Source organism: Leptobacterium flavescens (assembly GCF_010671605.1).
GTDB lineage: Bacteria > Bacteroidota > Bacteroidia > Flavobacteriales > Flavobacteriaceae > Leptobacterium > Leptobacterium flavescens.
Map to the genome: position 1 here is coordinate 381495 of NZ_JAABOO010000004.1, position 21720 is coordinate 403214.

Here is a 21720-nt window from a genome sequence, read left to right on the forward strand (position 1 = left end):
ATCAAAAGACTGCAGCTTGCTGAAGCATTTTAGTAAACACTTCGGCTTTTATGTCCTCTTTTGTTGAGATCTTGATATGCCTCATCTGTTTTCCTGTTCCTCCCAGGAATCCTTCCGGGTCTTCGACTTTCTCAAAGTTGAAGAATCCCAGATTGATGTGATTTTTTGCCGTTTTTAAATAGCAAAAATCCTTATCTGTCGCATAAACAGGCCTGCTCCATTTAAATTGTTCCCTGGCTTCGGGAACTGCTTTTATGATCAGATCTCTTAAAACAGTGAGCAGATTCTGCTGTTCCTTTTCTGCGTTTTTAATGAATTCTGTTACTTCCTTATTCTTGTCCATATGATAATTTTAAGCGTTTTTCCTGGTTTTTAAGAACAGGCTTATCAATACAGAAAAAGCCAGTCCTGTGATAAGGTTGCCGACAAAGGAAAATTTAGCCTGAACCGAGGTACTGTAATACTTTGTCTGCTCTTCTACTTTTTCCCTTATTTCTTCCGTGCTGAGTTGCAGGGCTTCCATCTTGGCAGTAATTACTTCTGTCATTTCCGGGTTGTAGGAGGGGTAGATCAGCTCGTAAAAGATGATCGTAAAAAGTACACTGAATACTGCAGCAGATAAACTTGTTACTAAGCCGGTCTTCATGGCTTCTGCAAAAGTCAGGACGTCTCCGTTTTGTTTTTTCCTTCTTTTCAGGCTGATAAATAAACCGATAAGGATAAATACGTAAAGGGAAATAAATAAGACAGTACCCCCGTACATAAGTTTATCGCTTTCTACAGCTTGCGGTCCTACCAGGCCTAAAGCGAGAAGTAACAACATCAGTACAGTTCCTGAAAGTGCTATCCCCAAACCGACAAGGAGGGGGAAGGTTAATCTGTTTTTCATCTGAATGGATTTAAATGTTTTGACAAAATTCTCTATTTGTCCGGAAACTATCGCAAAAGAGGGGGGTGGAAAAAAGGGTGGAAATTGATTAACAGATTGTTCTTCAGTTTATTGATCTTTTAGTTTTTCTGTTAATTCCCTTCGGTTTTTAACCTCTGTCTTTTTGTAAATATTATTGATATGCGATTTTACCGTTGATAACTCAATAAAGAGCAGAGCTGCAATATCCTTGTTCTTTTTACCGCTCAGGATCAGATGGGCAATTTCCCTTTCCCTTTCGGTAAGCTCAAAAGCCTGATCTGAAATTGCAGTTTCAGATTTTGCAGAATTCCCCAACAACATACCAAAGGAGAATATCAGGGCTACGAATGGTATCAGAAGAATTGAATTGATATAGTTAACCTGAACAAAGCCGTAATAAGCCGAAAAATAAAAGACGTTAAAGATGAGTACACAGATAACGATCATCAGCGTAAGGCCGATCAATAATTTTCTACTGTTTATTGCTCTTAAATTCATTTGATAGTTACAAAGATGGTATTGCAAAATTACAAATAGAAATTGTTTCATGACATTTTTGATTACCATACCAAACTCCTGGTCTTTTTTTAGCTGTGAAGCTGAAAAAATAAAAGGGAAATTTTAAGTTGCCTGCAAATTTTCAGTTTGGGGATTGTTTACGATTTCACCCTAATTTATTTATTTTTGAACATGAAAAATAACGGATTAAAGAGGTCGGACTATCAGGTATTAGGATTGTATTTTATACTCTCTGTTATCGTTATTGTTGTCAATAATACCTATGGCGGTCATAGTATAGGGAAAATCGTACTGGGCCCTCTTCCTTATCTGGTTACTACAATCCCACTGGTAGGGATCTTTTATCTTTGGCTTATTCCGAAATATATAGTTAAAAGTCAAAACTATATTTTGTTCTTTATCCTTACAATTACCAGTCTGATCGTTTTTGGTTATTTATATCTATCTCTTCTGTATTGGATGGAATACATTAGCATTAAAAATTACCCTCTGTTCCCCAATGCCATTCTTAAGAGCCTGGATGCTGCTGTAGATGGTGTAGGTCTCCCTCTGGGGATTCTTTTGGCTAAAAAACATTTTGAAAACGAAATACTTATCGGGAACCTGCGGGAATTGCAAAAGAAAAATGAAGACGAATTAAGTCAGGCACAGGTAAACTCTGAATTATTATTTAAAAATCTCGACTTATTTAAAAGCATCAAACAAACAGTATTTTCCAAAAAAAGAGACTACAAAAAACGCTTTGTAATTAAAAAAACAACCGGACTACTATTACTGGATTCATCAAATTTAAGTGTGGTGGAGGCTATGGGCGATTCTTGCAAGCTGATAGATGTCGAGGGGAAAGTACATTTATTTTCTCAAAATATCAGTAAGGTACTGGAGACTTTAGATCCGAAAGACTTTTTCAGGATCAACAGAAGTCAGATCATTAATATTGATCATATAGTAAATATTGAGAATCATTTTAAAAACAGACTTTTACTGCAGATGAAAGGTGTGTCGGAGAAGATGATGACAAGTTCCAGTAAAACTTCGGATTTTCGACTTTGGTTAGAGGAACATTAAGCTGTTAATACCTATTCAGGCTCAAATTAACATAGAAATACCTCTCATTAATCTGCTTTTTCAACCGATTCGTCGCCATTTTAGCCTTAGTTAATATTCTTTGTTTTTCATTTTTAATCCACTTCAGGACTTTTGCCAAATTAAAACTTGATAAACTTTTAAATATGTTAAACAGATTAAAGGAAGTGTCTTCCTTGATAAAGAAAAACTCAACAATTTTTTCCTTACTTGCCATAGCGGGCATACTATATTGGAATTATTATACTTCAATGCCACAGAGCTACAGTAAACTGGATACCGATACAACCGAGTTTTCCACTGAAAGGGCCTTGAAGCATCTTAAAATAATTTCTGAAAAACCTCATTATGTAGGATCTGAAGCTCATGCTGAGGTCGGAGAGTATCTCATCGATCAGTTAAACGAATTAGGACTTAAAGCCCACACACAAGAGGGATATAATATAAACGCAAGAGGGGTTTTTAATAAGTCTATTAATATTCTGGCCCGTATAGAGGGGAGAGAGAAGGGAAAAGCATTACTGCTTTTAAGTCATTATGACAGCGGAGCAAGCACATCTTTAGGTGCCAGTGATGATGGGAACGGCGTGGTAACTATTCTGGAATCTGTGAGAGCTTTTTTGGCCAGAGGAAAGCAACCGAAAAATGATATTATTATCTTATTCAGTGATGCTGAAGAGCTGGGATTGAAAGGAGCACAATTATTTGTAGATGAACATCCCTGGGCCAAAAATATTGGTTTGGTTATTAATTTCGAAGCAAGGGGAAGCGGAGGACCGAGCTATACGCTAATGGAAACCAATGATGGAAATAAGGAGCTTATAAAGCATTTTTCCAGGGCCAATCCGAAATATCCTGTCGCAAACTCCCTGACTTACAGTATTTATAAAATGCTTCCAAATGATACCGACCTTACCGTTTTTAGGGAAAATGGGGATATTGAAGGTTTCAATTTTGCATTTATTGATGATCATTTCGATTATCATACTGCTTTTGATAGTTACGATCGTTTAGACAGAACAAGCTTAGAACATCAGGGAACATATCTGATGCCTCTTATAAGCTATTTTAGTGAAGCAAACCTGTCTGAGCTAAAAAACAAAGAAGATTATATCTTTTTTAATCTTCCGGTTTTAAAACTGATCTATTATCCTTTTTCATGGATATTTCCTTTACTGATCCTGGCATTTGTGTTATTTTTCTTTTTGGTTGGATATGGTCTCAAAATGAAGAAACTGGTATTTTCCAAACTATTTCTTGGGTTCATTCCGCTTCTTATCTCGTTAATTATATGTACCGTAATCGGATATTTTGGCTGGGGAATACTTACCGGAATTTACCCGCATTACAATGATTTTAGGCAGGGCTTTACCTATAACGGTTACTTGTACATTGGGGCATTTGTAGCTCTTTGCCTGTCTGTTTGTTTCTGGACGTATGGCCGCTTTAAACATATAACGACAGAAAATCTACTTGTGGCTCCCGTATTAATATGGTTGATTATTAATACTTTGGTTGGATTATATTTGAAAGGTGCTGCCTATTTTATTATCCCCGTTATAATAACACTCATAGCATTTTATATACTTATACATCAGGAAAAACCGAATAAACTGTTATTGTTTTTATGTATTGTTCCGGGCTTGCTCATTCTTACCCCTTTCTTAAAAATGTTTCCTGTTGCCCTGGGTTTACGTATGATGGTATCAACAACTCTTTTTACGGCTCTGATCTTTGGAATAAGTTTGCCTGTTTTTGGATATTTTAAACGGCAAAAACTAATAGGAACGATAGCGTTTGTAATTTCTCTGGTTTTTTTCATTGGAGCACACTTCAAATCCGGATTTAACACAACCGACAGGGCTAAGCCGAATAGTTTAGTATATATTCTGGATGCAGATCAGGAAAGAGCAATATGGGGAACCTATGATACTCAATTAGATGATTGGGTTACTCAAAACATGGGCGATCAGATCAAAGATAGAAGGACTATGGACCCTGAATCCGTTATAGGAAGATACGGCCCCGAAATCCTTAATTATATGTCGGATGCTCCTTTTAAAAATATCCTCCCTCCAATTATAGAAATAGAAAAGGATACTCTTATAGAGGAGAAAAGATTGCTGAAAATAAATATAAGCTCGCAACGAAATGTAAACAGACAGGACCTTTTTATAAACAGGGATCTGAAAATTTACAGAGCCAGTGTTAATGGAGTACCCTTTTCAGAAGATCATTTAAAAAATCATAGAGGGAGGTTACTTTCTCATATTATGAGTAATAACAATAGTGTAGTATTGGAATTAGAGATCCCGAAGAAAAATGATAATGTGGAGATGACACTTTATGAATCATCCTATGATTTGTTAGAGAACCCACAATTTTCTGTTCTTCCAAGGCCAAAAAACTCCATTCCTATGGCTTTTAGATTGAATGATGGAATAATTGTGAAGAAATCAATCCCTGTTAAATAAAACAAACTAAAAAAAGAGCCATGCCTAAAAGCGTGGTTCTTTTTTTAAAAGTTCTGTTGGTTTAAGTTCCGGATTATAGATAAGCCCGACGATCTGTGCGATTTCCTTTAAAGTTACTCTGGAATTTTTTTGCAAAGCTTCCATAATTTTCCAGCTTAAATCATCAATCCTTATTTATTAGGTTTTATATATTACAAATAATCAAAAATAAGTTAGATAATTAAGGATACGTTATTTGCTAATTTTTATTTTGATCAAACTCCGGTAACTTTGAAGTGTTAAAATTTAATGCGGGAGAAATATAAATCCCTGAGATAGGGAAGATTAAAACTAAATACCGACAAACAGAAAAATATTAGAGGGTAGAAATACCCTGAAGGATCGAATAAGGATATCAACATTAAACGGTTCGATTGAATTATTTGAATTAGCGAAGAAAACTCCGCCACCCGGCGGAGTTTTTGATTCTACTATATTCTAAGAATGTGATAGATTATGCTGTTTAGATTTTGGAGATATCCGCCTTTAAATTTCCTGTTGCTTTTTGAGCAAGGCCCGGGGAAGAATAGATAAAGGGACTATTAAGTCAATTTTAAGCATTTATCCAAATCGCTTATGAGGTCTTCAGCAGCTTCGAGTCCGACAGAAATCCTCATATCTCCCAGGTGAATACCCATCCCGGCAAATTGCTCTTCGGTCAATTCTTTCAGATAACTGATAGCCGGAGCATAGATAAGGCTCTCATGACCGCCCCAGCTTACCCCGATCTGAAAGAGGGAAAGGCTGTTAAAGAACTTTTTTATTTTTTCCAGATCGCTTGTTTTTAGCTGAAAACTCATCAAACCACTAAAACCGGACATCTGTTTTTTACCCAGTTCATATTGAGGAAAACTCTCCAGGCCCGGATAATATACTTTCTCAATCTTTGGATGATCTTCCAGGAAGCGGGCGACCTCCAGGGCACTTTTTTGATGCTGGTCCATCCTGATTTTCAGGGTTCTCAGGCTGCGCAATAATAACCAGGCCTCAAACGGAGCTATTTTAGCTCCCAGCAATTCAAATTCTTTAGTGAAAATACTGTCGATACCGGCCTGAGAACCAATCACCACTCCGGCAACCACATCGCTGTGACCGCCTATGTATTTTGAACAGGAGTGTATTTCCAGATCCACCCCAAAACTCAGGGGTTTCTGAAAAACGGGTGAAGCCCAGGTGTTATCGATAATGGTCTTAATGCCTCTGGGTTTGGCCAGTTTTACCACGGTTTCAATATCCTGTAAGCTGAAGACCACAGAGGAAGGGCTTTCCAGGTAGATCAGGGAAGTGTCTGCCCGGATGGCATCTTCAAATTCTGTAATATTGGTCCCGGATATATAAGTGATATCGATATCGAATTTCGGTTTGAAATAATTCTGCAATAAGTTATTGGCGGGGCCGTAAATATTTTTCACGGTAATTATATGACTCCCTTTTTTGATACAGGACAGAATAGCAGCACTTATAGCTCCCATTCCCGAAGCAAAGAGTTTAGCAGATTCCCCTCCGCAGATCTCCGCAAGTTTTTCTTCTACAATCCGGGCTGAGGGATTATTTCCACGCGAATAGATATAACTGTTTACCCTGTCATCGAAAGTTTTATCGATAGCATCCCAGCTTTCCATAGTAAACAGAGAGTTCTGATAAATGGGAGGTACCACTGCCCCTTTGCTATGTGCTACCTTGCCGTCATGAGTCAATAAGGTTTCTATATTCAGATCTTTCATTTTCAAATGAGTTTATGCATTTTTAGTTTTCTTCTGTTCTCCGTAAAAACAACCAATACCGGTAATGGCCAGGAGGGGAGCAACGAGAATATTTAAGATAGACAGCAACTGCCAGTGCCAGTAATCGGCATAACTTACCCCGAGGGTAGCAACCACAAACAGGGTGGAGGCGGTCCAGGGTATCAGGGTCTCTATCATGGTTCCGTAATCTTCTATGGATCTCGACAGAACTTTTCGGGGTACTTTGAGTTTATCATAAGCCGATCTGAACGCATCACCAATAATAAAACTGGTGGCACTCTGATTGGAAGTAAAGGCATTGGTAACGGCTGTGGCGATCAGGGAAGAAATGATCAGAGCCCATCTTTTCCTAACTCCTTTAAATACGATGTTTACCAGCGTTGGCATTGCCTTGACCATATCGAGGATGCCAATAAATATAAACACCATAAAGGTAAAAAAGATAGCTTCGTTAAGTGCGTATAAACCTCCTCTGTTAAATAGAACGGCAACATTTTCGGGTACCGAACTTTCCCAGACGGCCATGTTTACATTATATCCTTTTAACAGGGTTTGTACAAGATCCTGAAGGGAATAGCCCTGAAAGATAAGTGCTAAAAAACAAGCTGAAAAAGCCGAGAGCAACATAACCGGAACCGTAGGTTTTCGCTTGATGGAACCGTAGAGTACAATAAGCGGCGGAATGATCAGCAAAAGGTTAAAATTAAACAGCTTATTTATGGAAGTAAGGGTTTCCTCAGACATTAGAGCACTGTTTACCTCGGTAGCGGGAGGGTAAACAAAAGACAGGGAGAAAAAGATAATGGAGGCAATAAGTGCAGACGGGAGGGTGGTATACATCATGGAATGGATATGACTGTATAATTCTACTCCTGTAGCAGCCGATGCCAGGTTGGTGGTATCTGAGAGAGGCGACATTTTATCGCCAAAATAGGCACCTCCTACAATAGCTCCTGCAGTAATTCCCAGATCAACTCCTGCCAGGGATGCAACCCCGATAATAACCACTCCGATGGTGGCTATAGAACCCCAGGAAGTACCTGTGAGCAGGGAAAAAATTATAGGCACAATAAAAGCTATTACATAAATATAGCTGGGATTGATAAGTTTAATACCGTAGTAAACCAGCATGGGGATAGTACCCGAGATCATCCAGGAACCAATTAAGATACCAATAGAAAAGAAAATAAGGATGATGGGAAAGCCCTCTGCTATTTTCTTTACGATAGCATTTTGAACCTGATGCCATTTGTAACCGAGGATCATTAACTGGGTAGCTGAAAAAACAGCAGCCAACAGAAATATGACCTCCAGGGGAAACGGTTTGAGATCAAAATAAACCGGGCCGATGACCAGACCAAAGCTTATAAGTACAAATAGAAAAAATACGGGGAGCAACAGCTGATAGGTCTTCAGATCGGAATGTTTCAAATAGCAGAGTGGTTTACGGTTGAATGATAAATATAAGGATAGTTATTTTAATTTTTTGGTTGTTGGTTGTTAGCGATTAGTTGTTGGTTGTTAGTTGATGGTTCAGGTATTGTCCCCTTGAGGATTTCGTTCTCCCCTGGAGGGGAGAAAACAAGAGGGGTGTTGATATAAAATATTAAGAACAGAGTAAAAGGTATTTTTAAAACTAAATTCAACAATCAACAATCAACAATCAACAATCAACAATCAACAATCAACATTCAACATTTATCATTTCTTCATTTGTTTTAAGCTGCTTTCGTATTCTTTAAGCTTTGGATCCCTGTTTTTTCTGGCATATTCTACCGCTTTATGATAATGATATCTGGCCTGTTCGTCGTTTCCGGTTGTTTTGTAGTAGTCCCCAACGGTATAATGAACGTCTGCCGATTCGGGGAAAGCTTTCAGGCCTTTGTTCAGGATGTACCATGCAGATTCAAAATCTTTCTTTTGCATGCAGTAACGTGAAAACCTTCCCGGCCAGACATCCAATCCTCCGCCGTTAAAATGACCTTTAAATTCATTTAAATACTGCTTGAATCGCACATAATTGTCTTCATTCATCGCGTGAAGCAGGAGAAAATGCCGGGTGGTCTTATGAACTTCGGGAGATACATCATAGCGCTCGCCTCTTTTTTGATAATAGGCTTTAATAGCGTTGAGGTCGCCAAAACCGTCGTATTCCTTTAAGGAGAAAAAACGCAAAGTGTTATAATCCCTGAAATATATTTGAAGTCCGTTATGAATGGTTTTTGCCGGGGTAGTGTAGTGATCTTCTCCTTCCAGATCATCCAGCTTCCAGTCCAAACCTGATACTGGCGCATTCTTAAAAGCAGTGGCCAGCTCGTTAAATGCCCTTTCAGAATATGTCTCGTCAGGAGCTTTTGTAAAATAGAAAAAGCTTTTTAACGTGTCTTTTTGAGCAAGGGCAGCTTTAAAATCTGCTAAACCTTTATTGTTTACTCCGGTCGGACTTGCTATAAGAAAAGCGTTGAAGAGGGCAGGAGTTTCCATAAAGACCTTCAGTGCCATCCCTCCGGCCATTTCCCAGCCGAAGTAGAGGCGTTCGCTGTTTTTCAGGGTTCTGTAGTTCTTATCAATATATACGATCATTTCTGACTGCAGAAAATTGATAAAAGCCTCCGATCTTTCTGCATACCATTTTCTTCTGATCTTCCTGTCAGACCGGATCCCTACCACGATAAAATCAGGCGATTTGTCCTTAAAGCGCAGCATCTCCTGATAGGCAACCGGGTGGAGGAAATATTCCTGGCCGTCCATAATATACATAACCGGGTAGTTTTTGGCACCGGAAGCCTCGTAAGAAGGAGGAACATAGATATCAATCAGGATTTCTTCACCCAGATACTCCGAATTAATACTTGTTCCTGAAATTAAACTCGCTGTTGAACTCTTACCCTGGCTCATGCATAGAGAGAGGAAAGAGCAGTACACAAAAACGAACAGATATATATTTTTCATAAGAGCCTGTTTAGTTTTTTTACCAATATTCCATAATGCGGGAGATCTTCCCGTCTCTAAACTCAAAGAGTGTCATCTGGAGCTCCCCTTCTTCAGTTTCACCACGGGCATTGCCGGTGATATACCTTCGGGAAACCGCTACACAATTCAGACCGATGATCATGTTCTCAACTCTCACATCCTTAACACTCCCATCGTAGCCGCCATTTTTCTGATTGTTGACGTAGCCACGGTACAGGACATCCCTGGTATACAAGCCCCCGTATTTTGGGTGATTGTACTCAAAATCGTCGGTAAATAACTCGAAAATAGCATCGATATCTTCTTTGGTAGAGTTCTTTTGAAATACCTTTATATTTAAACGATAGTAGGCTTCTACCATGGTTTTAAGAGAGTCTTCCTGCTTTATCTGATCAGAAGGTTTGTGATTGCCGGTATTCATTGGCGGGTACACGAAAAAGAAGGAAAACAGAATCGGAATGAAGTGTTTCATAATAAGGTTGTTTTGTTTTCCGCTAAATTGGGGAGAGTGGCGAGAACAGAAAAGTTTTATCTACGAAGGGATATCGCAACTCTGCGAATGCCATAAAACTATTAAGACCGGATGGACTGTATAACCTGTGCTTTATGTGTTTTTCCGATGGGAACTTTAAGATCATTCCCCATAAAGATCTGATTCCCGTATACCTTGGAAACCTTGTCTAAATTAACGATATAAGAGCGATGACATTGAAGAAAATTAAAACCTTTTAATTTTTCCTTCCAGTTCCTTAAACTATCCAGGACCAGGAAATCTCTTTCTTCGGTAACAATATTGATATAGTCGGCTTCGGCCTTGAGATAGAGGATATCATCTATACGGATATTATAAAAGGTCTTATCTGCGTAAACAAATACATTTTTGCTATGTTGTTCTTTAGTTGCAATCTGATTCCGGATCCTGTCGACAGCCTTAAAGAAACGCTCATAGGAAAAAGGTTTTAGGAGATAATCGACCACTTCCTCTTCAAAAGCCTCAACCGCATAATCGGGATAGGCTGTGGTTACAATTACTTTAGGAGGATCTTTTAATGTTTTAAGATAGGAGAGCCCGTTAATTCCGGGCAACTGTATATCCAAAAACAAAAGCTCGGCACTCTTAAGGGCCTGTAAAGGGATGTGTAATCCGGATTCGTACAATCCCTGAAAATTCAGGAAAGGTGTCTTGTCTATATACTTTTTAAGTACTTCCTGTGCCGGTTTTTCATCTTCTAAAACAATACAGTTTATCATAATTGAATGCTTAGATCTACCTTAAATTTATAATCCTCTGAATTAATCTTCAATTCATGCTTCCCAGGAAACAGCAGTTGAAGCCTTTTTCTGGTGTTCTGCAGACCAATCCCGCTTTCTTTCCAGTTTATTTCCATTTCGTCATGATAATTCTCCTTAAAGCTATTCTCACAGTAAAAACGAAAATCCTTTTCCTTCAGAACTATTTTGATAATGATCCTGTGCCCGGCGCCGGTTAATACACTACTGTACTTAAAAGCGTTTTCTACAAAAGAGATCAGCAGTAGGGGAGGGATTTGCTGTTCATAATTGTCTATATCTTCTTTCCAGTCTACCTCGACCTTATCGGATAATCGTTCTTTCTGCAAATTGATGTAGTCTTTTAAATGACGGACCTCTTTTTTAAGGGCCACCTTATTCTTTTGCCCCTCGTGAAGTACATAACGGAAGCTATCTGATAATTTCAGGATAAGATCCGGTGTTTTTTCTTCCTTGTCCAGCGCACTGGCGTAAATGGTGTTAAGAGTGTTGAATAAAAAATGCGGATTTATCTGCCCTTTTAAAAGCCGTAGCTGTGCCTGCTGTTCCTTATTGGCAATCTCATCTATTTCTTTCTGCTTCCTGAAAAGTTCTTTAATAGAGTAGAGAGCAAAGAAAGCCAGAGAGAAACTCAGATAACCTAATATTTTAATAACTGTGGTTCTGACCAAGACTATATTGATAGGATAAGGGTTTTCTTCGTGGAAAAAGCTATCAAAATACATATAGAGGAAAGTATTGATAATAAACATCAATACCACCGGAAGAATAAACCTGCCTTTGTTTTTCAGTGGAAAAAACCAAAAATAGAGGATATAAACAGGAATGGCATAGAAGACAATATCTACAAGGGCATGCCAGATGGTGCTATCGTAGCCTCCTTCAATCCCGATAAATTTTAAATAAGGGTAAAAAAGAGCCGCACTCCAGAAAAGAATATGGAGAAGGGGTTCGTATTTTATAAGTCTTTTATAAGATCTGTCCATACCGGGTTGCGATGCTAAAATAATTAGCAGATTGTAAATCTAACCATAAATTAAACAACCGTAAAGGTGGATTTCTTCTATAACAACAACAATTTTAATCTGTAAAGGGCTACCGGGAGTCTTTGAATGAATAAATACTTAAAAGGTAGTGCTAACGAGCGACAATTTAACGTGTTCATTTGCTTATTGGATCTGATTATCCTCAAATATTTAGTGGATCCTTTAAACAGAAAACTCGACAGAGCTGAAATAACATCTATCGTTTTTTACCATATATTAAGTAATTTAATGATGATTATGATGTTTTTAATATCTTTTCCAGGTTAAAACAAAAGCTTTCGGTTAATGTCAGTTACTCATTATAATGATATCAATGATTTTTTACGTGATATTCGATTACCACAGCTTAAGCATGCGGATTTTTATATAGGAAAGTTTAAAGAAACAGATCATAGCGAAAATATGCCTGAGGTTTCCTATGTACACAACTACTTTGAGATCTCCTTTGCTATGGGTTATGATGCACAGGTTTCTATTAATGACAGAACTGCTAACGCTTTGGAATATAATTTGTCTTTTGTTTCGCCGGGACAAGTGGTTAGTTGGAGTGTATCCGATATCGACAGAGATCCGATAAGTTTTATAATACTTTTCAGACCGGAGTTTTTGCCTTTTGCTTCCAACGTTTTTAATCTCTATCGCAATTTTCCGTATTTTAATAATAATACACTGTCCAGTTTCGCTCTAAATCGTCAACAACAGGAGCTTTTTGTGAGTTATTTTAAGAATATATATCACGAATATCAGCGTGGGGCAGAAGATAGCCTCGAAATGATCAGAGCGTATCTAAGCTTGCTTTTATTTCAAGCCAAAAGAGAAATGGCCTTTAATGAAGGGATATATTTTACCAGAAACCGCAGTGAGGAAATCACATATTATTTTGAGAATTTAATTCAGCAAACCCCCCATAAACATCAACCTATTAAATATTATGCCGGGCAACTGAATATCAGTTCTATCTACTTATCAGAATGTGTAAAGAGAGCTACGGGAAAAACGGCAAAACAGGTCATAGATGAGTATTTAATTTTGGAAGCTAAATCCTTGTTGCAACAGTCCTCCGCTTCTATATCTGAAATTGCTTTTGACCTGGGTTTTGAAGACAATTCGAATTTTGTAAAGTATTTTAAAAAGCACACATTACTCACACCAAGACAATTTCGCAATAAACCTTAATATTCACCATTATTACCTTGTATTAAGTATTTTATATGGTTAATTAGTTGGTAATTTTGCATCCTGGTAATACGAAAAGCATCAACTAATTAATTTATAAAGTAAAGAATGAGACAATTATATCCGGATTTATGGCAATCAGAACAAGGCAGTCATTTCGGTATGGATATGAGAACCTATTTACTTGCTACGGATGATGGCAATGTATTGCTGTATTATTCTAATGCTCCCGACGAAATTGCCCATATTAAAACTTTAGGGAGCCCAAAGTATCAATATATCAGTCATCACCATGAGTTTATGCCCGCAATGTTTGCTAACCTATCGGATTTTGATGCAATTGTATGTATTCACCGGAATGCGGTATCTTATTTAAAACAAGATGTAGATGATATGGTGATTTTTAATGAAACAACCCAGCTCTCATCTCGCCTAAAAGCAATTTTTACACCGGGTCATACCGATAACAATATGTGCTTTTACTACCGGTCGCCTTTTGGAAAATCCTACTTATTTACGGGAGATACCATTTATCTGGATAACGGGAAATGGAATTTTATCGTAATGCCACATGACGGAGGGAATTATAGCGATTTAAAGCAAAGTTTAATGACCCTAAGACAATTAGAGGTAGATGTTATAATGCCCAGTGTTGGTGTAGGAGGAAACAGGGCGGTAGAAGTCACCCAAAAAGAATGGCATCAAATTATCGATAAACTTGTGGAAAGACTGTAATCTGCACCCCGTTTTTTTCAATTACCGGTTATAAATCATCAATGAAATAATAGTTAAATAGAATTTTTCTATGAAGTGTATTTTTATTAGTTAGGAATCCTAACTATATTTGAACTCTAATTCAAAAACAAATACAATGAAAGTTCAAAAAAATCAATTAATGTCACTTCTGTTAGGGCTGTTATTTGTTTCCTGTACGGCCCAGATAAAGACAAATGAAGATCCCGGATTCAGATCGTCCGATGATCTGAAGATTACATCCGTAAAGGTTACCTATGACAGCGATCTCGAGCATCATATTTTTGATATCCGCGTTAAGGGAAAAGCGGGTGAAAGTACGCCAAAGGCAGTGGGGAGTGTAGATGGAGCACCCGTTCTGGGCTATGTATTCCCTACAAGTTTAAAATCTTCTGATATAGGCTTCTCTCAGGTTGAAGGCATCGTTGCTATGGCTTTAACTTCCCATCCCGATTTTGATGATACCCCGTTATGGGATGAAGATATGGATGGCGATCCTACCAATACCGCAGAGGGTGTTATCTGGCATCCGCATTGGGTGGTTCTGGTACAGGACGAGAGAGTTCCCGGAGGCTTAAGTGTAAAAAGCCTTGATGTGGATAACAAAGACCTTAAACGCCCTACAACCTTTCCGGGCATGCCTATTTACCTGGATTCTCCCGGGTTTAATGTCGTTACAAAGGGAAATTCGATAAAAGTGGTGATCCCTACATTCAGAATGAAGAATGTTACCGAATTTTCTTTTGACGGTGTTGCAGCGTATATGCAGGTGAATACCGGATGGAAAGAAAAAAATATGCCTATGCTGGGGGTATATGCAGTTTACAGCGTGGCATCCGGAGATCTATCTCTTCCTTATAAAGTTGAAAAGAAATAAACGTCAAATTTTAATTAAAACTAAATCATGAGTAAATCAATTTTTTATCACGCAGGATGTTCGGTTTGCGTAAGTGCTGAACACGATATTGTTAATCTGATCGGGAGCGATAATCTTGAGATCGTAAACATCGGAGAGATCAGAGGCCGAATAGAAGAAGCAGAAAGAGCAGGAGTTGAATCCGTTCCTGCGCTTGTAACGCCTAACGGAAACGTATTGCACATCAATTTTGGTGCGTCCATGAAAGATGTAAGAGGGTAGTTGATCAGGTAATGTGTGCGGGCAGTGCCGTTTTGGTGCTGCCTGCATTAAAAAATAATAATTATGAAAGTTTCAGTTTACGATACATATGTACCAAAAGATGAAAGTACAATAATGCATTTTGATATCTTAGTGGAAGATAATACAGATCTGGAAGATGTTTATTCCTATGGAAAAGCCTATCTGAATTACAAGGGAATTTCCGATTATAAACTCACGACCAAAGAATGTAATTTTTGTCATATGGAAACGGCTCCCGCTCATGTGGAAAAGGAAATAAGGGAGAAAGGATTTTATATTATTGAAATGGAGAATTGCAATTAGATGAAAAAACTTGAATTATATTTTGACGAGGAACTTCAGGGAAAGTTCGAACTTAAAAAATTAAACCTTCTACTGGTGTTCCAGGTAAACTGTCCGGGATGTTTTTCCTATGCGTTGCCCGTATTCAACAGGCTATACGAACAATGGAATAACGGGGATATATCTTTTCTGGCACTATCGACCGCTTTTGAAGATTTCGACAGAAATACGGAGGAGAATACACAACGCCTGGTTAAAGAGGGCTTCCTGGTTGGGGAAACAAAACGGTTTATGGCACAGCAAGGCTTTGAAGAGCTCCCGTACTCCCTGGACTTTCCCGTAGCAATGGATAAGATAGAAAAGGAGTTGCCCGATCTTGACAGGATCCTAGACAATATCTGTAGCAGTACTCCCGGATTTGATACGCTACCTGAATTTGAAAAAGTATCCTACAGGAATAGAGTTGCCGCTTATCTCAATTCTCTGGAGAAGACAGCATTGACCTTTACTCTGAACGGCCTCAGGGGAACTCCCAGTTTTGTATTGTTTAACTCGGATTACGATATATTATCTCACTGGTTCGGGCATGTACATTATGAAAATATCGAGAATGCGATAAATAAGTTCAGCGAATGAAGGGTGTTTAATAAGGATTACTAACTTTGGGTGAAAGATTAATTGATGATATGAATTTGAATACAAAAATTATTGCGGGTTTAAGCAGGATCTCAGAAGTGTTTAAAGTGCTTCTCTGGGAGCAGGCCAAAAACCTGAAATTAAGCCCGATACAGATACAAATTCTCAATTTTATCACCTACCACAAACAGGAATTATGCAATGTTAGTTATCTGGCAAAAGAATTTAATGTTACAAAACCGACGATCAGCGATGCAATACGCGTACTGGTAAATAAAGAGTTATTGATAAAGGACTTTTCCTCCGAAGATAACCGGAGTTATACTTTAATGTTATCCCTCAAAGGAAGGCAAATTGTTAATCAGACAGAAAATTTTGCCGATCCGATCAAAGAACAACTGGACAAGATCGGCGAAGAAGATCTGGAATCACTTTACAAAACGCTTGCTACACTGATCTATCAATTAAATCGCTCCGGTATTCTGGATGTACAAAGGACCTGCTTTGGCTGTACATTTTATAAAGCTGATGGGGGAAGGCATTATTGCCATTTTCTGGAAAAGGAACTCCTGGATAGTGATATAAGACTGGACTGTCCCGAATATGAGGAGGCCCGGGTGGGGTAGGTTGAAATTCCAACCTCCAAATTCCAATACTCCTACGCTTAGGCTTCGGAGTATCAAATTCCAAATCTCAATACTCTGTACTCAATACTTTGTACTCATCCCGATAGCTATCGGGACTCAATACTTCATTTTAGGATGATAATTCCCTCCGTTTAGGACCTGATATACCTTTCCGTTTTTATCCCGCTTAAAGACAATCTCTTCATCAGAGCCGATTAAGCGAAAAGTATCGTTCCCCTTATGCTCGTAAAAATACATGGAGTCAACAGGGTTTTTTGCCGGCAAATACAAAGCAACCAAACCCTTGCCCCACCTGGAGATATAGTATTCACTGTTCCACGGATTTAAATTATAATAGCCCGTATATTCTTCCAGATCAATGTTTTTAGCATCATTCTTTGAGATCGACCCTGCTTTTTTCATAATACCCATTATGCCATTTATTAATTGAATGGCATTGACCCTATTGGAGTTTACCATAAGACCATACCCCATTTTATTGGTCAGGTTCATTTTTAAATAGGAAACGTAGCCGGGGCAGATCCCGCCGTGCGACACCCATTTATTACCCGATTTATCACTAAAAACCTCGAACCCGAAGCCCCAGGTCCTTGAACCGTTTTTACTTTCGGATTGTACTTCATGCATTTTTCTCAGGCTTGAAGGGTTTAGTACTTCTTTGACCGAAGCATTCCTTAACCGAAATTGCCAGGAGGCGTATTTTGCAAGATCTAAAATTGAGGTTGAAAGCCCTGCTGCCGGACTTATGGCCTTTGTTTGATATAAATTTGCGCGTTTTCTTATCCCATTCCTGTTAACCGCCGTATAGCCAACAGCATGCTTATTTCCGTATAAAGATCCTTTGATTCCCACATACGAATCAGACATTTGTAAAGGGATCAGGACATGTGTTTTAAGGTACTGCTCAAATGGCATTCCGGATACCTGTTCAATTATCTGCCCTAACAGGGCATATCCGAGGTTACTATAGCTGAGGTTAGCTCCAACCGGGCTTTCGGTTTCCAGTTCTTTTAATACGGCATTCAACTCATTTTCTGAAGGAAAAGGAAAATCGGGAGCACTCCAGTAATTGTGGCCGGAATCCCTGGGTAATCCGGAGGAATGAGAAAGCAAAGAACGAATAGTGATAAAACCTCCATCAGGATACTTTTGTACGACCTTGAAATGAGGAAGAATATCTTTGACCTTGTCATCTAATTTGATTTTTCCTTCATCAACTAATTTCATTATTGCAACTGCTGTAAACGTCTTGGTTATTGAACAGATACTGCAAAGAGTTGATCGCTTAATATCTGTATCCTGTTCAATATTGGATTTTCCATAAGCTCCGCTCCAGACCAGATCCTGATCTCGAACTACCATGGCTGTTATTCCCGGAATAGCTTCGTAATCCTTTTGAGACTCCAGCCAGACATCGATTAATTTAAAAGCATCGGTGTAATTTTTGTTGTCATTTTGTGCCTGACATATGGACATAAAGAGTCCTATTAGTAGATAACTAATGTTTTTCATGGTTTTTTGATTTAAATGAATTTATACGGATTGGACTCCTCCAAAGCGAAGAGACTCTAAAGAAAGTGCATTCGTGTGATTGCTTGTAGTTCGGTGCTTGTCGAAATATTACAGGTCTTCCAGATTTTTAATTTTCAGGTCCTCCCAGGGGATATCATAGATCTGCATGACGCTGGCCAATGCCTTGATATCTACATATCGCTCCTTATTTTTTAACGGAGCATTTTCCAGGATCTTTTCCGAACGGTTTCTTCCTGTTTTTAATGAATATTTTTCGGGATGTATAAGCCTGGAATCAGTTCCTCTGTAATATAGATTATAGGGGGCATCCGGCAGCTTTACCCACACTTTTTTACTGTCCACCACATCGATCTTAGCATATGTGATGGATGATGAAGCTTCTATATTGAGCATTTTAAAGTTTCCCGAAGCGTCAATACTTTTTGTAACGGCATCAACAGAAACTACCGATGAGTTTGAGGTTACCGAAAGCTGATCTGCCCGTTTGATCAGAGCAAAACCTGAAAAAGCTACATCCAGTTTACCTGCCTGCCAGTGACCGATCTCAAAATTTGAAAAAATACCTTTTATTCTGGTTTTACTGCCACTTATGGTTTCTGCTTCGAGGAGGGCATGCTTCAGTTCTGCCCGGATATCTGATATTTGATTGTGCAATACAAGCTTTCCATGTTTCATATTAATGGACAGGCCAAGCTTTTTGGGAACACCTATTTTCAAAGTTTTTTTAATGACCGTTCGCTTCTTTAAAGGACGAACATTGGCGGATGGGAGTCGGTTTTTCCCGGATCTGGCCTCCTGTTGGATCCTATGAGCTATGTCTGATCTTTCTTCTTTTGAAGACTTTGATCCTTTGGAAGGCAGATCGCTCTTTGCAGCTTTTACACCTTTTAGCATAGCTATACGCTCTTCCCGGGTTTTATTGAACCATCTCCTGCCGATCTTTTCATTGTTCTCTTTTTGCCATTTTAATAAGTAGGCGTCTCCTTCATTTATATATGCTTCCTGATCGAACTTCCCGGTGTTCTGCGTATTTGATGCATTTTTCTGTTCGCCGGTAGACTTAGCATTTTTATGAGTTCCGATTTCATCGGAAATGGCTGTTAACTGGGTTTCATCTAAAAAATACCCTTCATAATAACTATGTCTTTGCCAATTGGTATTTGTAGCATCATTCAGCAAAGAACTCAGCACCACTTTATCATTTTTGTGATCGGCTACAACTTTCCATTTTTTAAAGTACTTCTCTGCTTCCTTTTGGGAAAGTCCATCAATCTGCATGACGGCTTCTATTACAATTTCGTTGCCTTCGGTCTGCTCGAATTCAAGATTGGTATAGCTACTGATCACTTCTATAGTGGTAGTGTTCCCAACAGGAATTCTATGTTTCTTTGATTTCGTAAAACTTTGACCATTGACACCTATTGTAAATATTAGCGCTAATAATCGGAGTAGTACGGTTTGATATTTAAATGATTTCATAATTTTTGTTTTTTGATGATGTGATTTCTCTGTTTAATTCTTGTAAAAGCTCCAGCTGCAATCTCAGATTATTGATCATAGCACTTACGTTAAAAGTGTTAGGTCCTTCTTCTTTTATTTCAGAAATAAGAATTTCATATTCTTCCTGTAAGATGGACAAACGCTGGAGATAACGACCCTCAAAGCCCCTGTTTTCTTTATTTTTTTCTATCTGCGTTAGAATGATCTCAATATTTGAGGTGTAGTAGCTTTCAACTTCCTTTAATTCAGGTGATAACTGACTCAGACTAAAGTTATTCGCAGAGCCCGATCGAGGACTCAACAAGGAATAGGAAGCAGCTGCAATCCCTATCAGGAATACAATAGAAGCCGCAATTTTGAGCATAAGAGGAGAGGACTTCTTCTTATTTGGCAACTCTTCATAAAGCCTTTCTATAAATCTGGCTTCATGATCGGGTTTTCTGGGATGGTCTACCTGACGTTCTATTTCAAATAATTCCTTAAGATCTTTCTCCATAACCTCTTAATTTTAATGCTTTTCTCAATTTTATCTTACCTCTCATAAGCTGTGTTTTTGATGCAGCGACAGAAATATTCAGTATTTCGGAGATCTCCTTGTGATCATAACCCTCGATAAGATATAACATGACAACGTATCGATACTTTTCAGGGAGTACATTGATCATCTCCTTGACATTCTTCAAAACTACTTCTCCGCTTAACGTCCAGTCGCTCTGCTCTGTTTCCATATAGGTATGATCGGTTTCATCAATATCAACTACACTTAATTGATTTTTTTTTAAATGATTAATGCTCTTGTTTACAACTATTTTTTTAATCCATGCACCAAAAGTGACCTCTGCTTTAAACTGATGTATTTTTTTAAAGGCACTTAGAAAAGATTCCTGGATTACATCTTCAGCATCTTCCGTATTTCGCAATAATCGATAGGCGACGTTGTACATAGCTTGATTATACCTGCGATAAAGCTCTATCTGGGCCTTTTTATCATTTACTTTACAATCTGCAATTAATTTTGATTCAATCATATTGAAAATACTCCTTTATGGATCTTCAGCGCTTTGTCATTTATTTTTAAAGACAAAGGATTTTTTGAAGGGTTGCAAAAAAGAATGGCTTAGAGTAACAATTAGGATGGGAGGGATGTAATTTTTAAATTGCAATTATTGATTTGATCTGGCTTTTGGAGCTTGATCGAAGATATAGGTTTTCATTGTGTTTTTATATAGGGTAAAATGGAAGAAAAAGAAAAACCCAGACTTTCGAGGTTAACAGCTATAATAACTCAACTTCAATCCAAAAGGATTGTTACGGCAAAATATCTTGCCGAAAAACATAATGTGAGTGTCAGGACTATTTACCGGGATATTCGTACCCTGGAAAAATCCGGAATACCCATTGTAACTGAAGAAGGTAAAGGATATTCTATTATGGAAGGCTACCATCTTCCTCCCGTTTTATTTACGGAAGAAGAAGCGAATGCTCTTATAACTTTAGAGCAGATAGTAATTAAGAATAAAGATCAGTCTCTGGTTGAAAATGCTTCCAGTGCCATTGAAAAAATAAAATCGATCTTAAGGTATTCACAAAAGGGAAATGCAGATCTGCTGGCCGAAAGAATATACTTTGGAGGCAATAACAAACAGGAAAAAACAAGTGACAATCTGATGCAGATCCAATCGGCGATCATACATTTTCAGTTAATAAAGATTGAGTATCATTCTTCCGAAAAAAAACAAACTTCCCGAATTATTGAACCTTTTGCCATTTATAGTATCAACGGGAACTTTCTTCTTATTGCTTTTTGCCGGCTAAGAAATGATTTTAGGAATTTTAGAATTGATTTCATCAAAGCACTTACCGTTCAAAACGAAACATTTACCCCACATAATATGACCATGCAAAAGTATTTTGAAGAATATGTGCAAAATCAAAAACACCCCTGACACATC

Annotated in this window: 24 protein-coding genes; 10 read left to right on the top strand and 14 right to left on the bottom strand. The window is 38.2% G+C overall.

What is annotated here, in order from left to right; translation table 11 throughout:
* Position 1 precedes the first annotated feature (1 nt).
* The 3 genes from GWK08_RS18065 to GWK08_RS18075 form a co-directional block, all read right to left on the bottom strand.
* Positions 2 to 343 carry a DUF1801 domain-containing protein gene (locus GWK08_RS18065; RefSeq protein ID WP_163608648.1) on the bottom strand — a complete coding sequence of 114 codons (342 nt, stop codon included), beginning with the start codon at positions 341 to 343 and terminating at the stop codon, positions 2 to 4.
* 9 nt (positions 344 to 352) lie between these two features.
* Positions 353 to 889 (bottom strand): DUF4199 domain-containing protein, encoded by a 537-nt coding sequence (locus GWK08_RS18070; protein WP_163608649.1) that lies wholly within the window; start codon positions 887 to 889, stop codon positions 353 to 355.
* Between the two features lie 108 nt (positions 890 to 997).
* Positions 998 to 1408, bottom strand: a complete 411-nt coding sequence (locus tag GWK08_RS18075; RefSeq protein ID WP_239524952.1) for a response regulator transcription factor — start codon at positions 1406 to 1408, stop codon at positions 998 to 1000.
* A 192-nt stretch (positions 1409 to 1600) separates the two neighbouring features.
* Between GWK08_RS18075 and GWK08_RS18080 the strand changes: the two genes are divergently transcribed.
* Both GWK08_RS18080 and GWK08_RS18085 read left to right on the top strand, forming a co-directional pair.
* The gene (locus GWK08_RS18080; protein WP_163608651.1) at positions 1601 to 2497 is read left to right on the top strand and encodes a LytR/AlgR family response regulator transcription factor; all 897 of its coding nucleotides are present in this window, start codon (positions 1601 to 1603) and stop codon (positions 2495 to 2497) included.
* Between the two features lie 164 nt (positions 2498 to 2661).
* Positions 2662 to 4989 (top strand): M20/M25/M40 family metallo-hydrolase, encoded by a 2328-nt coding sequence (locus tag GWK08_RS18085; protein ID WP_163608652.1) that lies wholly within the window; start codon positions 2662 to 2664, stop codon positions 4987 to 4989.
* A gap of 24 nt (positions 4990 to 5013) precedes the next feature.
* Here the strand turns inward: GWK08_RS18085 and GWK08_RS19435 are convergent, their stop codons facing one another.
* The 7 genes from GWK08_RS19435 to GWK08_RS18120 all read right to left on the bottom strand — a co-directional run bounded on the left by GWK08_RS19435 (position 5014) and on the right by GWK08_RS18120 (position 12022).
* Entirely contained in the window at positions 5014 to 5163 is a 150-nt protein-coding gene (locus tag GWK08_RS19435; RefSeq protein ID WP_163608798.1) for an AsnC family transcriptional regulator, read from the bottom strand.
* A gap of 407 nt (positions 5164 to 5570) precedes the next feature.
* A complete protein-coding gene (locus GWK08_RS18095) occupies positions 5571 to 6752 on the bottom strand; it encodes a trans-sulfuration enzyme family protein (protein WP_163608653.1) in 1182 nt (393 codons plus the stop codon).
* 12 nt (positions 6753 to 6764) lie between these two features.
* Entirely contained in the window at positions 6765 to 8204 is a 1440-nt protein-coding gene (nhaC, locus tag GWK08_RS18100; protein ID WP_163608654.1) for a Na+/H+ antiporter NhaC, read from the bottom strand.
* Positions 8205 to 8474: 270 nt separating this feature from the next.
* Entirely contained in the window at positions 8475 to 9725 is a 1251-nt protein-coding gene (locus GWK08_RS18105; RefSeq protein ID WP_163608655.1) for an alpha/beta hydrolase-fold protein, read from the bottom strand.
* Between the two features lie 19 nt (positions 9726 to 9744).
* Positions 9745 to 10218: a nuclear transport factor 2 family protein gene (locus tag GWK08_RS18110; protein ID WP_239524953.1), complete on the bottom strand. Its 474-nt coding sequence runs from the start codon at positions 10216 to 10218 to the stop codon at positions 9745 to 9747.
* 101 nt (positions 10219 to 10319) lie between these two features.
* Positions 10320 to 10997 (bottom strand): LytR/AlgR family response regulator transcription factor, encoded by a 678-nt coding sequence (locus GWK08_RS18115; RefSeq protein ID WP_163608656.1) that lies wholly within the window; start codon positions 10995 to 10997, stop codon positions 10320 to 10322.
* Entirely contained in the window at positions 10994 to 12022 is a 1029-nt protein-coding gene (locus tag GWK08_RS18120) for a sensor histidine kinase (RefSeq protein WP_163608657.1), read from the bottom strand. Before GWK08_RS18120 ends, GWK08_RS18115 begins: the two co-directional genes overlap by 4 nt.
* Before the next feature lie 345 nt (positions 12023 to 12367).
* Here GWK08_RS18120 and GWK08_RS18125 point away from each other — a divergent pair, with 345 nt between their 5' ends.
* From GWK08_RS18125 to GWK08_RS18155, 7 genes are all read left to right on the top strand, one after another.
* Complete coding sequence (locus GWK08_RS18125) at positions 12368 to 13258, top strand: helix-turn-helix domain-containing protein (protein ID WP_163608658.1); 891 nt, start codon at positions 12368 to 12370, stop codon at positions 13256 to 13258.
* 108 nt (positions 13259 to 13366) lie between these two features.
* Complete coding sequence (locus tag GWK08_RS18130) at positions 13367 to 13993, top strand: MBL fold metallo-hydrolase (protein WP_163608659.1); 627 nt, start codon at positions 13367 to 13369, stop codon at positions 13991 to 13993.
* A gap of 160 nt (positions 13994 to 14153) precedes the next feature.
* The gene (locus GWK08_RS18135) at positions 14154 to 14888 is read left to right on the top strand and encodes a hypothetical protein (protein ID WP_239524954.1); all 735 of its coding nucleotides are present in this window, start codon (positions 14154 to 14156) and stop codon (positions 14886 to 14888) included.
* Between the two features lie 27 nt (positions 14889 to 14915).
* Positions 14916 to 15149: a thioredoxin family protein gene (locus GWK08_RS18140; RefSeq protein ID WP_163608660.1), complete on the top strand. Its 234-nt coding sequence runs from the start codon at positions 14916 to 14918 to the stop codon at positions 15147 to 15149.
* Between the two features lie 63 nt (positions 15150 to 15212).
* Entirely contained in the window at positions 15213 to 15473 is a 261-nt protein-coding gene (locus tag GWK08_RS18145; protein ID WP_163608661.1) for a DUF2024 family protein, read from the top strand.
* Positions 15474 to 16088 (top strand): hypothetical protein, encoded by a 615-nt coding sequence (locus GWK08_RS18150; RefSeq protein WP_163608662.1) that lies wholly within the window; start codon positions 15474 to 15476, stop codon positions 16086 to 16088.
* Between the two features lie 50 nt (positions 16089 to 16138).
* Complete coding sequence (locus GWK08_RS18155; RefSeq protein ID WP_163608663.1) at positions 16139 to 16714, top strand: MarR family winged helix-turn-helix transcriptional regulator; 576 nt, start codon at positions 16139 to 16141, stop codon at positions 16712 to 16714.
* Positions 16715 to 16831: 117 nt separating this feature from the next.
* On the opposite strand, the gene GWK08_RS18160 is transcribed toward GWK08_RS18155, so the two are convergent.
* The 4 genes from GWK08_RS18160 to GWK08_RS18175 form a co-directional block, all read right to left on the bottom strand.
* On the bottom strand, positions 16832 to 18247 hold the full coding sequence (locus GWK08_RS18160) for a serine hydrolase (RefSeq protein WP_163608664.1): 1416 nt from the start codon (positions 18245 to 18247) through the stop codon (positions 16832 to 16834).
* Between the two features lie 108 nt (positions 18248 to 18355).
* Positions 18356 to 19747: a hypothetical protein gene (locus GWK08_RS18165; RefSeq protein WP_163608665.1), complete on the bottom strand. Its 1392-nt coding sequence runs from the start codon at positions 19745 to 19747 to the stop codon at positions 18356 to 18358.
* Entirely contained in the window at positions 19734 to 20264 is a 531-nt protein-coding gene (locus GWK08_RS18170; protein WP_163608666.1) for a hypothetical protein, read from the bottom strand. The genes GWK08_RS18165 and GWK08_RS18170 overlap by 14 nt, the downstream gene beginning before the upstream one ends.
* Positions 20248 to 20796, bottom strand: a complete 549-nt coding sequence (locus GWK08_RS18175) for an RNA polymerase sigma factor (protein ID WP_163608667.1) — start codon at positions 20794 to 20796, stop codon at positions 20248 to 20250. Before GWK08_RS18175 ends, GWK08_RS18170 begins: the two co-directional genes overlap by 17 nt.
* Before the next feature lie 207 nt (positions 20797 to 21003).
* On the opposite strand from GWK08_RS18175, the gene GWK08_RS18180 reads away from it, so the two are divergent.
* Complete coding sequence (locus tag GWK08_RS18180; protein ID WP_163608668.1) at positions 21004 to 21714, top strand: helix-turn-helix transcriptional regulator; 711 nt, start codon at positions 21004 to 21006, stop codon at positions 21712 to 21714.
* The last annotated feature ends 6 nt before the right edge of the window (positions 21715 to 21720 follow it).

Coding starts and splice junctions, on each gene's coding strand:
- GWK08_RS18150 (WP_163608662.1), top strand. CDS start 15,474: ATGAAAAAACTTGAATTATATTTTGACGAGGAACTTCAGGGAAAGTTC.
- GWK08_RS18170 (WP_163608666.1), bottom strand. CDS start 20,264: ATGGAGAAAGATCTTAAGGAATTATTTGAAATAGAACGTCAGGTAGAC.
- GWK08_RS18165 (WP_163608665.1), bottom strand. CDS start 19,747: ATGAAATCATTTAAATATCAAACCGTACTACTCCGATTATTAGCGCTA.
- GWK08_RS18145 (WP_163608661.1), top strand. CDS start 15,213: ATGAAAGTTTCAGTTTACGATACATATGTACCAAAAGATGAAAGTACA.
- GWK08_RS18115 (WP_163608656.1), bottom strand. CDS start 10,997: ATGATAAACTGTATTGTTTTAGAAGATGAAAAACCGGCACAGGAAGTA.
- GWK08_RS18135 (WP_239524954.1), top strand. CDS start 14,154: ATGTCACTTCTGTTAGGGCTGTTATTTGTTTCCTGTACGGCCCAGATA.
- GWK08_RS18180 (WP_163608668.1), top strand. CDS start 21,004: ATGGAAGAAAAAGAAAAACCCAGACTTTCGAGGTTAACAGCTATAATA.
- GWK08_RS18080 (WP_163608651.1), top strand. CDS start 1,601: ATGAAAAATAACGGATTAAAGAGGTCGGACTATCAGGTATTAGGATTG.
- GWK08_RS18120 (WP_163608657.1), bottom strand. CDS start 12,022: ATGGACAGATCTTATAAAAGACTTATAAAATACGAACCCCTTCTCCAT.
- GWK08_RS18065 (WP_163608648.1), bottom strand. CDS start 343: ATGGACAAGAATAAGGAAGTAACAGAATTCATTAAAAACGCAGAAAAG.
- GWK08_RS18070 (WP_163608649.1), bottom strand. CDS start 889: ATGAAAAACAGATTAACCTTCCCCCTCCTTGTCGGTTTGGGGATAGCA.
- GWK08_RS18155 (WP_163608663.1), top strand. CDS start 16,139: ATGAATTTGAATACAAAAATTATTGCGGGTTTAAGCAGGATCTCAGAA.
- GWK08_RS18160 (WP_163608664.1), bottom strand. CDS start 18,247: ATGAAAAACATTAGTTATCTACTAATAGGACTCTTTATGTCCATATGT.
- GWK08_RS18105 (WP_163608655.1), bottom strand. CDS start 9,725: ATGAAAAATATATATCTGTTCGTTTTTGTGTACTGCTCTTTCCTCTCT.
- GWK08_RS18110 (WP_239524953.1), bottom strand. CDS start 10,218: ATGAAACACTTCATTCCGATTCTGTTTTCCTTCTTTTTCGTGTACCCG.
- GWK08_RS18130 (WP_163608659.1), top strand. CDS start 13,367: ATGAGACAATTATATCCGGATTTATGGCAATCAGAACAAGGCAGTCAT.
- GWK08_RS18095 (WP_163608653.1), bottom strand. CDS start 6,752: ATGAAAGATCTGAATATAGAAACCTTATTGACTCATGACGGCAAGGTA.
- GWK08_RS18125 (WP_163608658.1), top strand. CDS start 12,368: ATGTCAGTTACTCATTATAATGATATCAATGATTTTTTACGTGATATT.
- GWK08_RS18075 (WP_239524952.1), bottom strand. CDS start 1,408: ATGAATTTAAGAGCAATAAACAGTAGAAAATTATTGATCGGCCTTACG.
- GWK08_RS18140 (WP_163608660.1), top strand. CDS start 14,916: ATGAGTAAATCAATTTTTTATCACGCAGGATGTTCGGTTTGCGTAAGT.
- GWK08_RS18175 (WP_163608667.1), bottom strand. CDS start 20,796: ATGATTGAATCAAAATTAATTGCAGATTGTAAAGTAAATGATAAAAAG.
- GWK08_RS18085 (WP_163608652.1), top strand. CDS start 2,662: ATGTTAAACAGATTAAAGGAAGTGTCTTCCTTGATAAAGAAAAACTCA.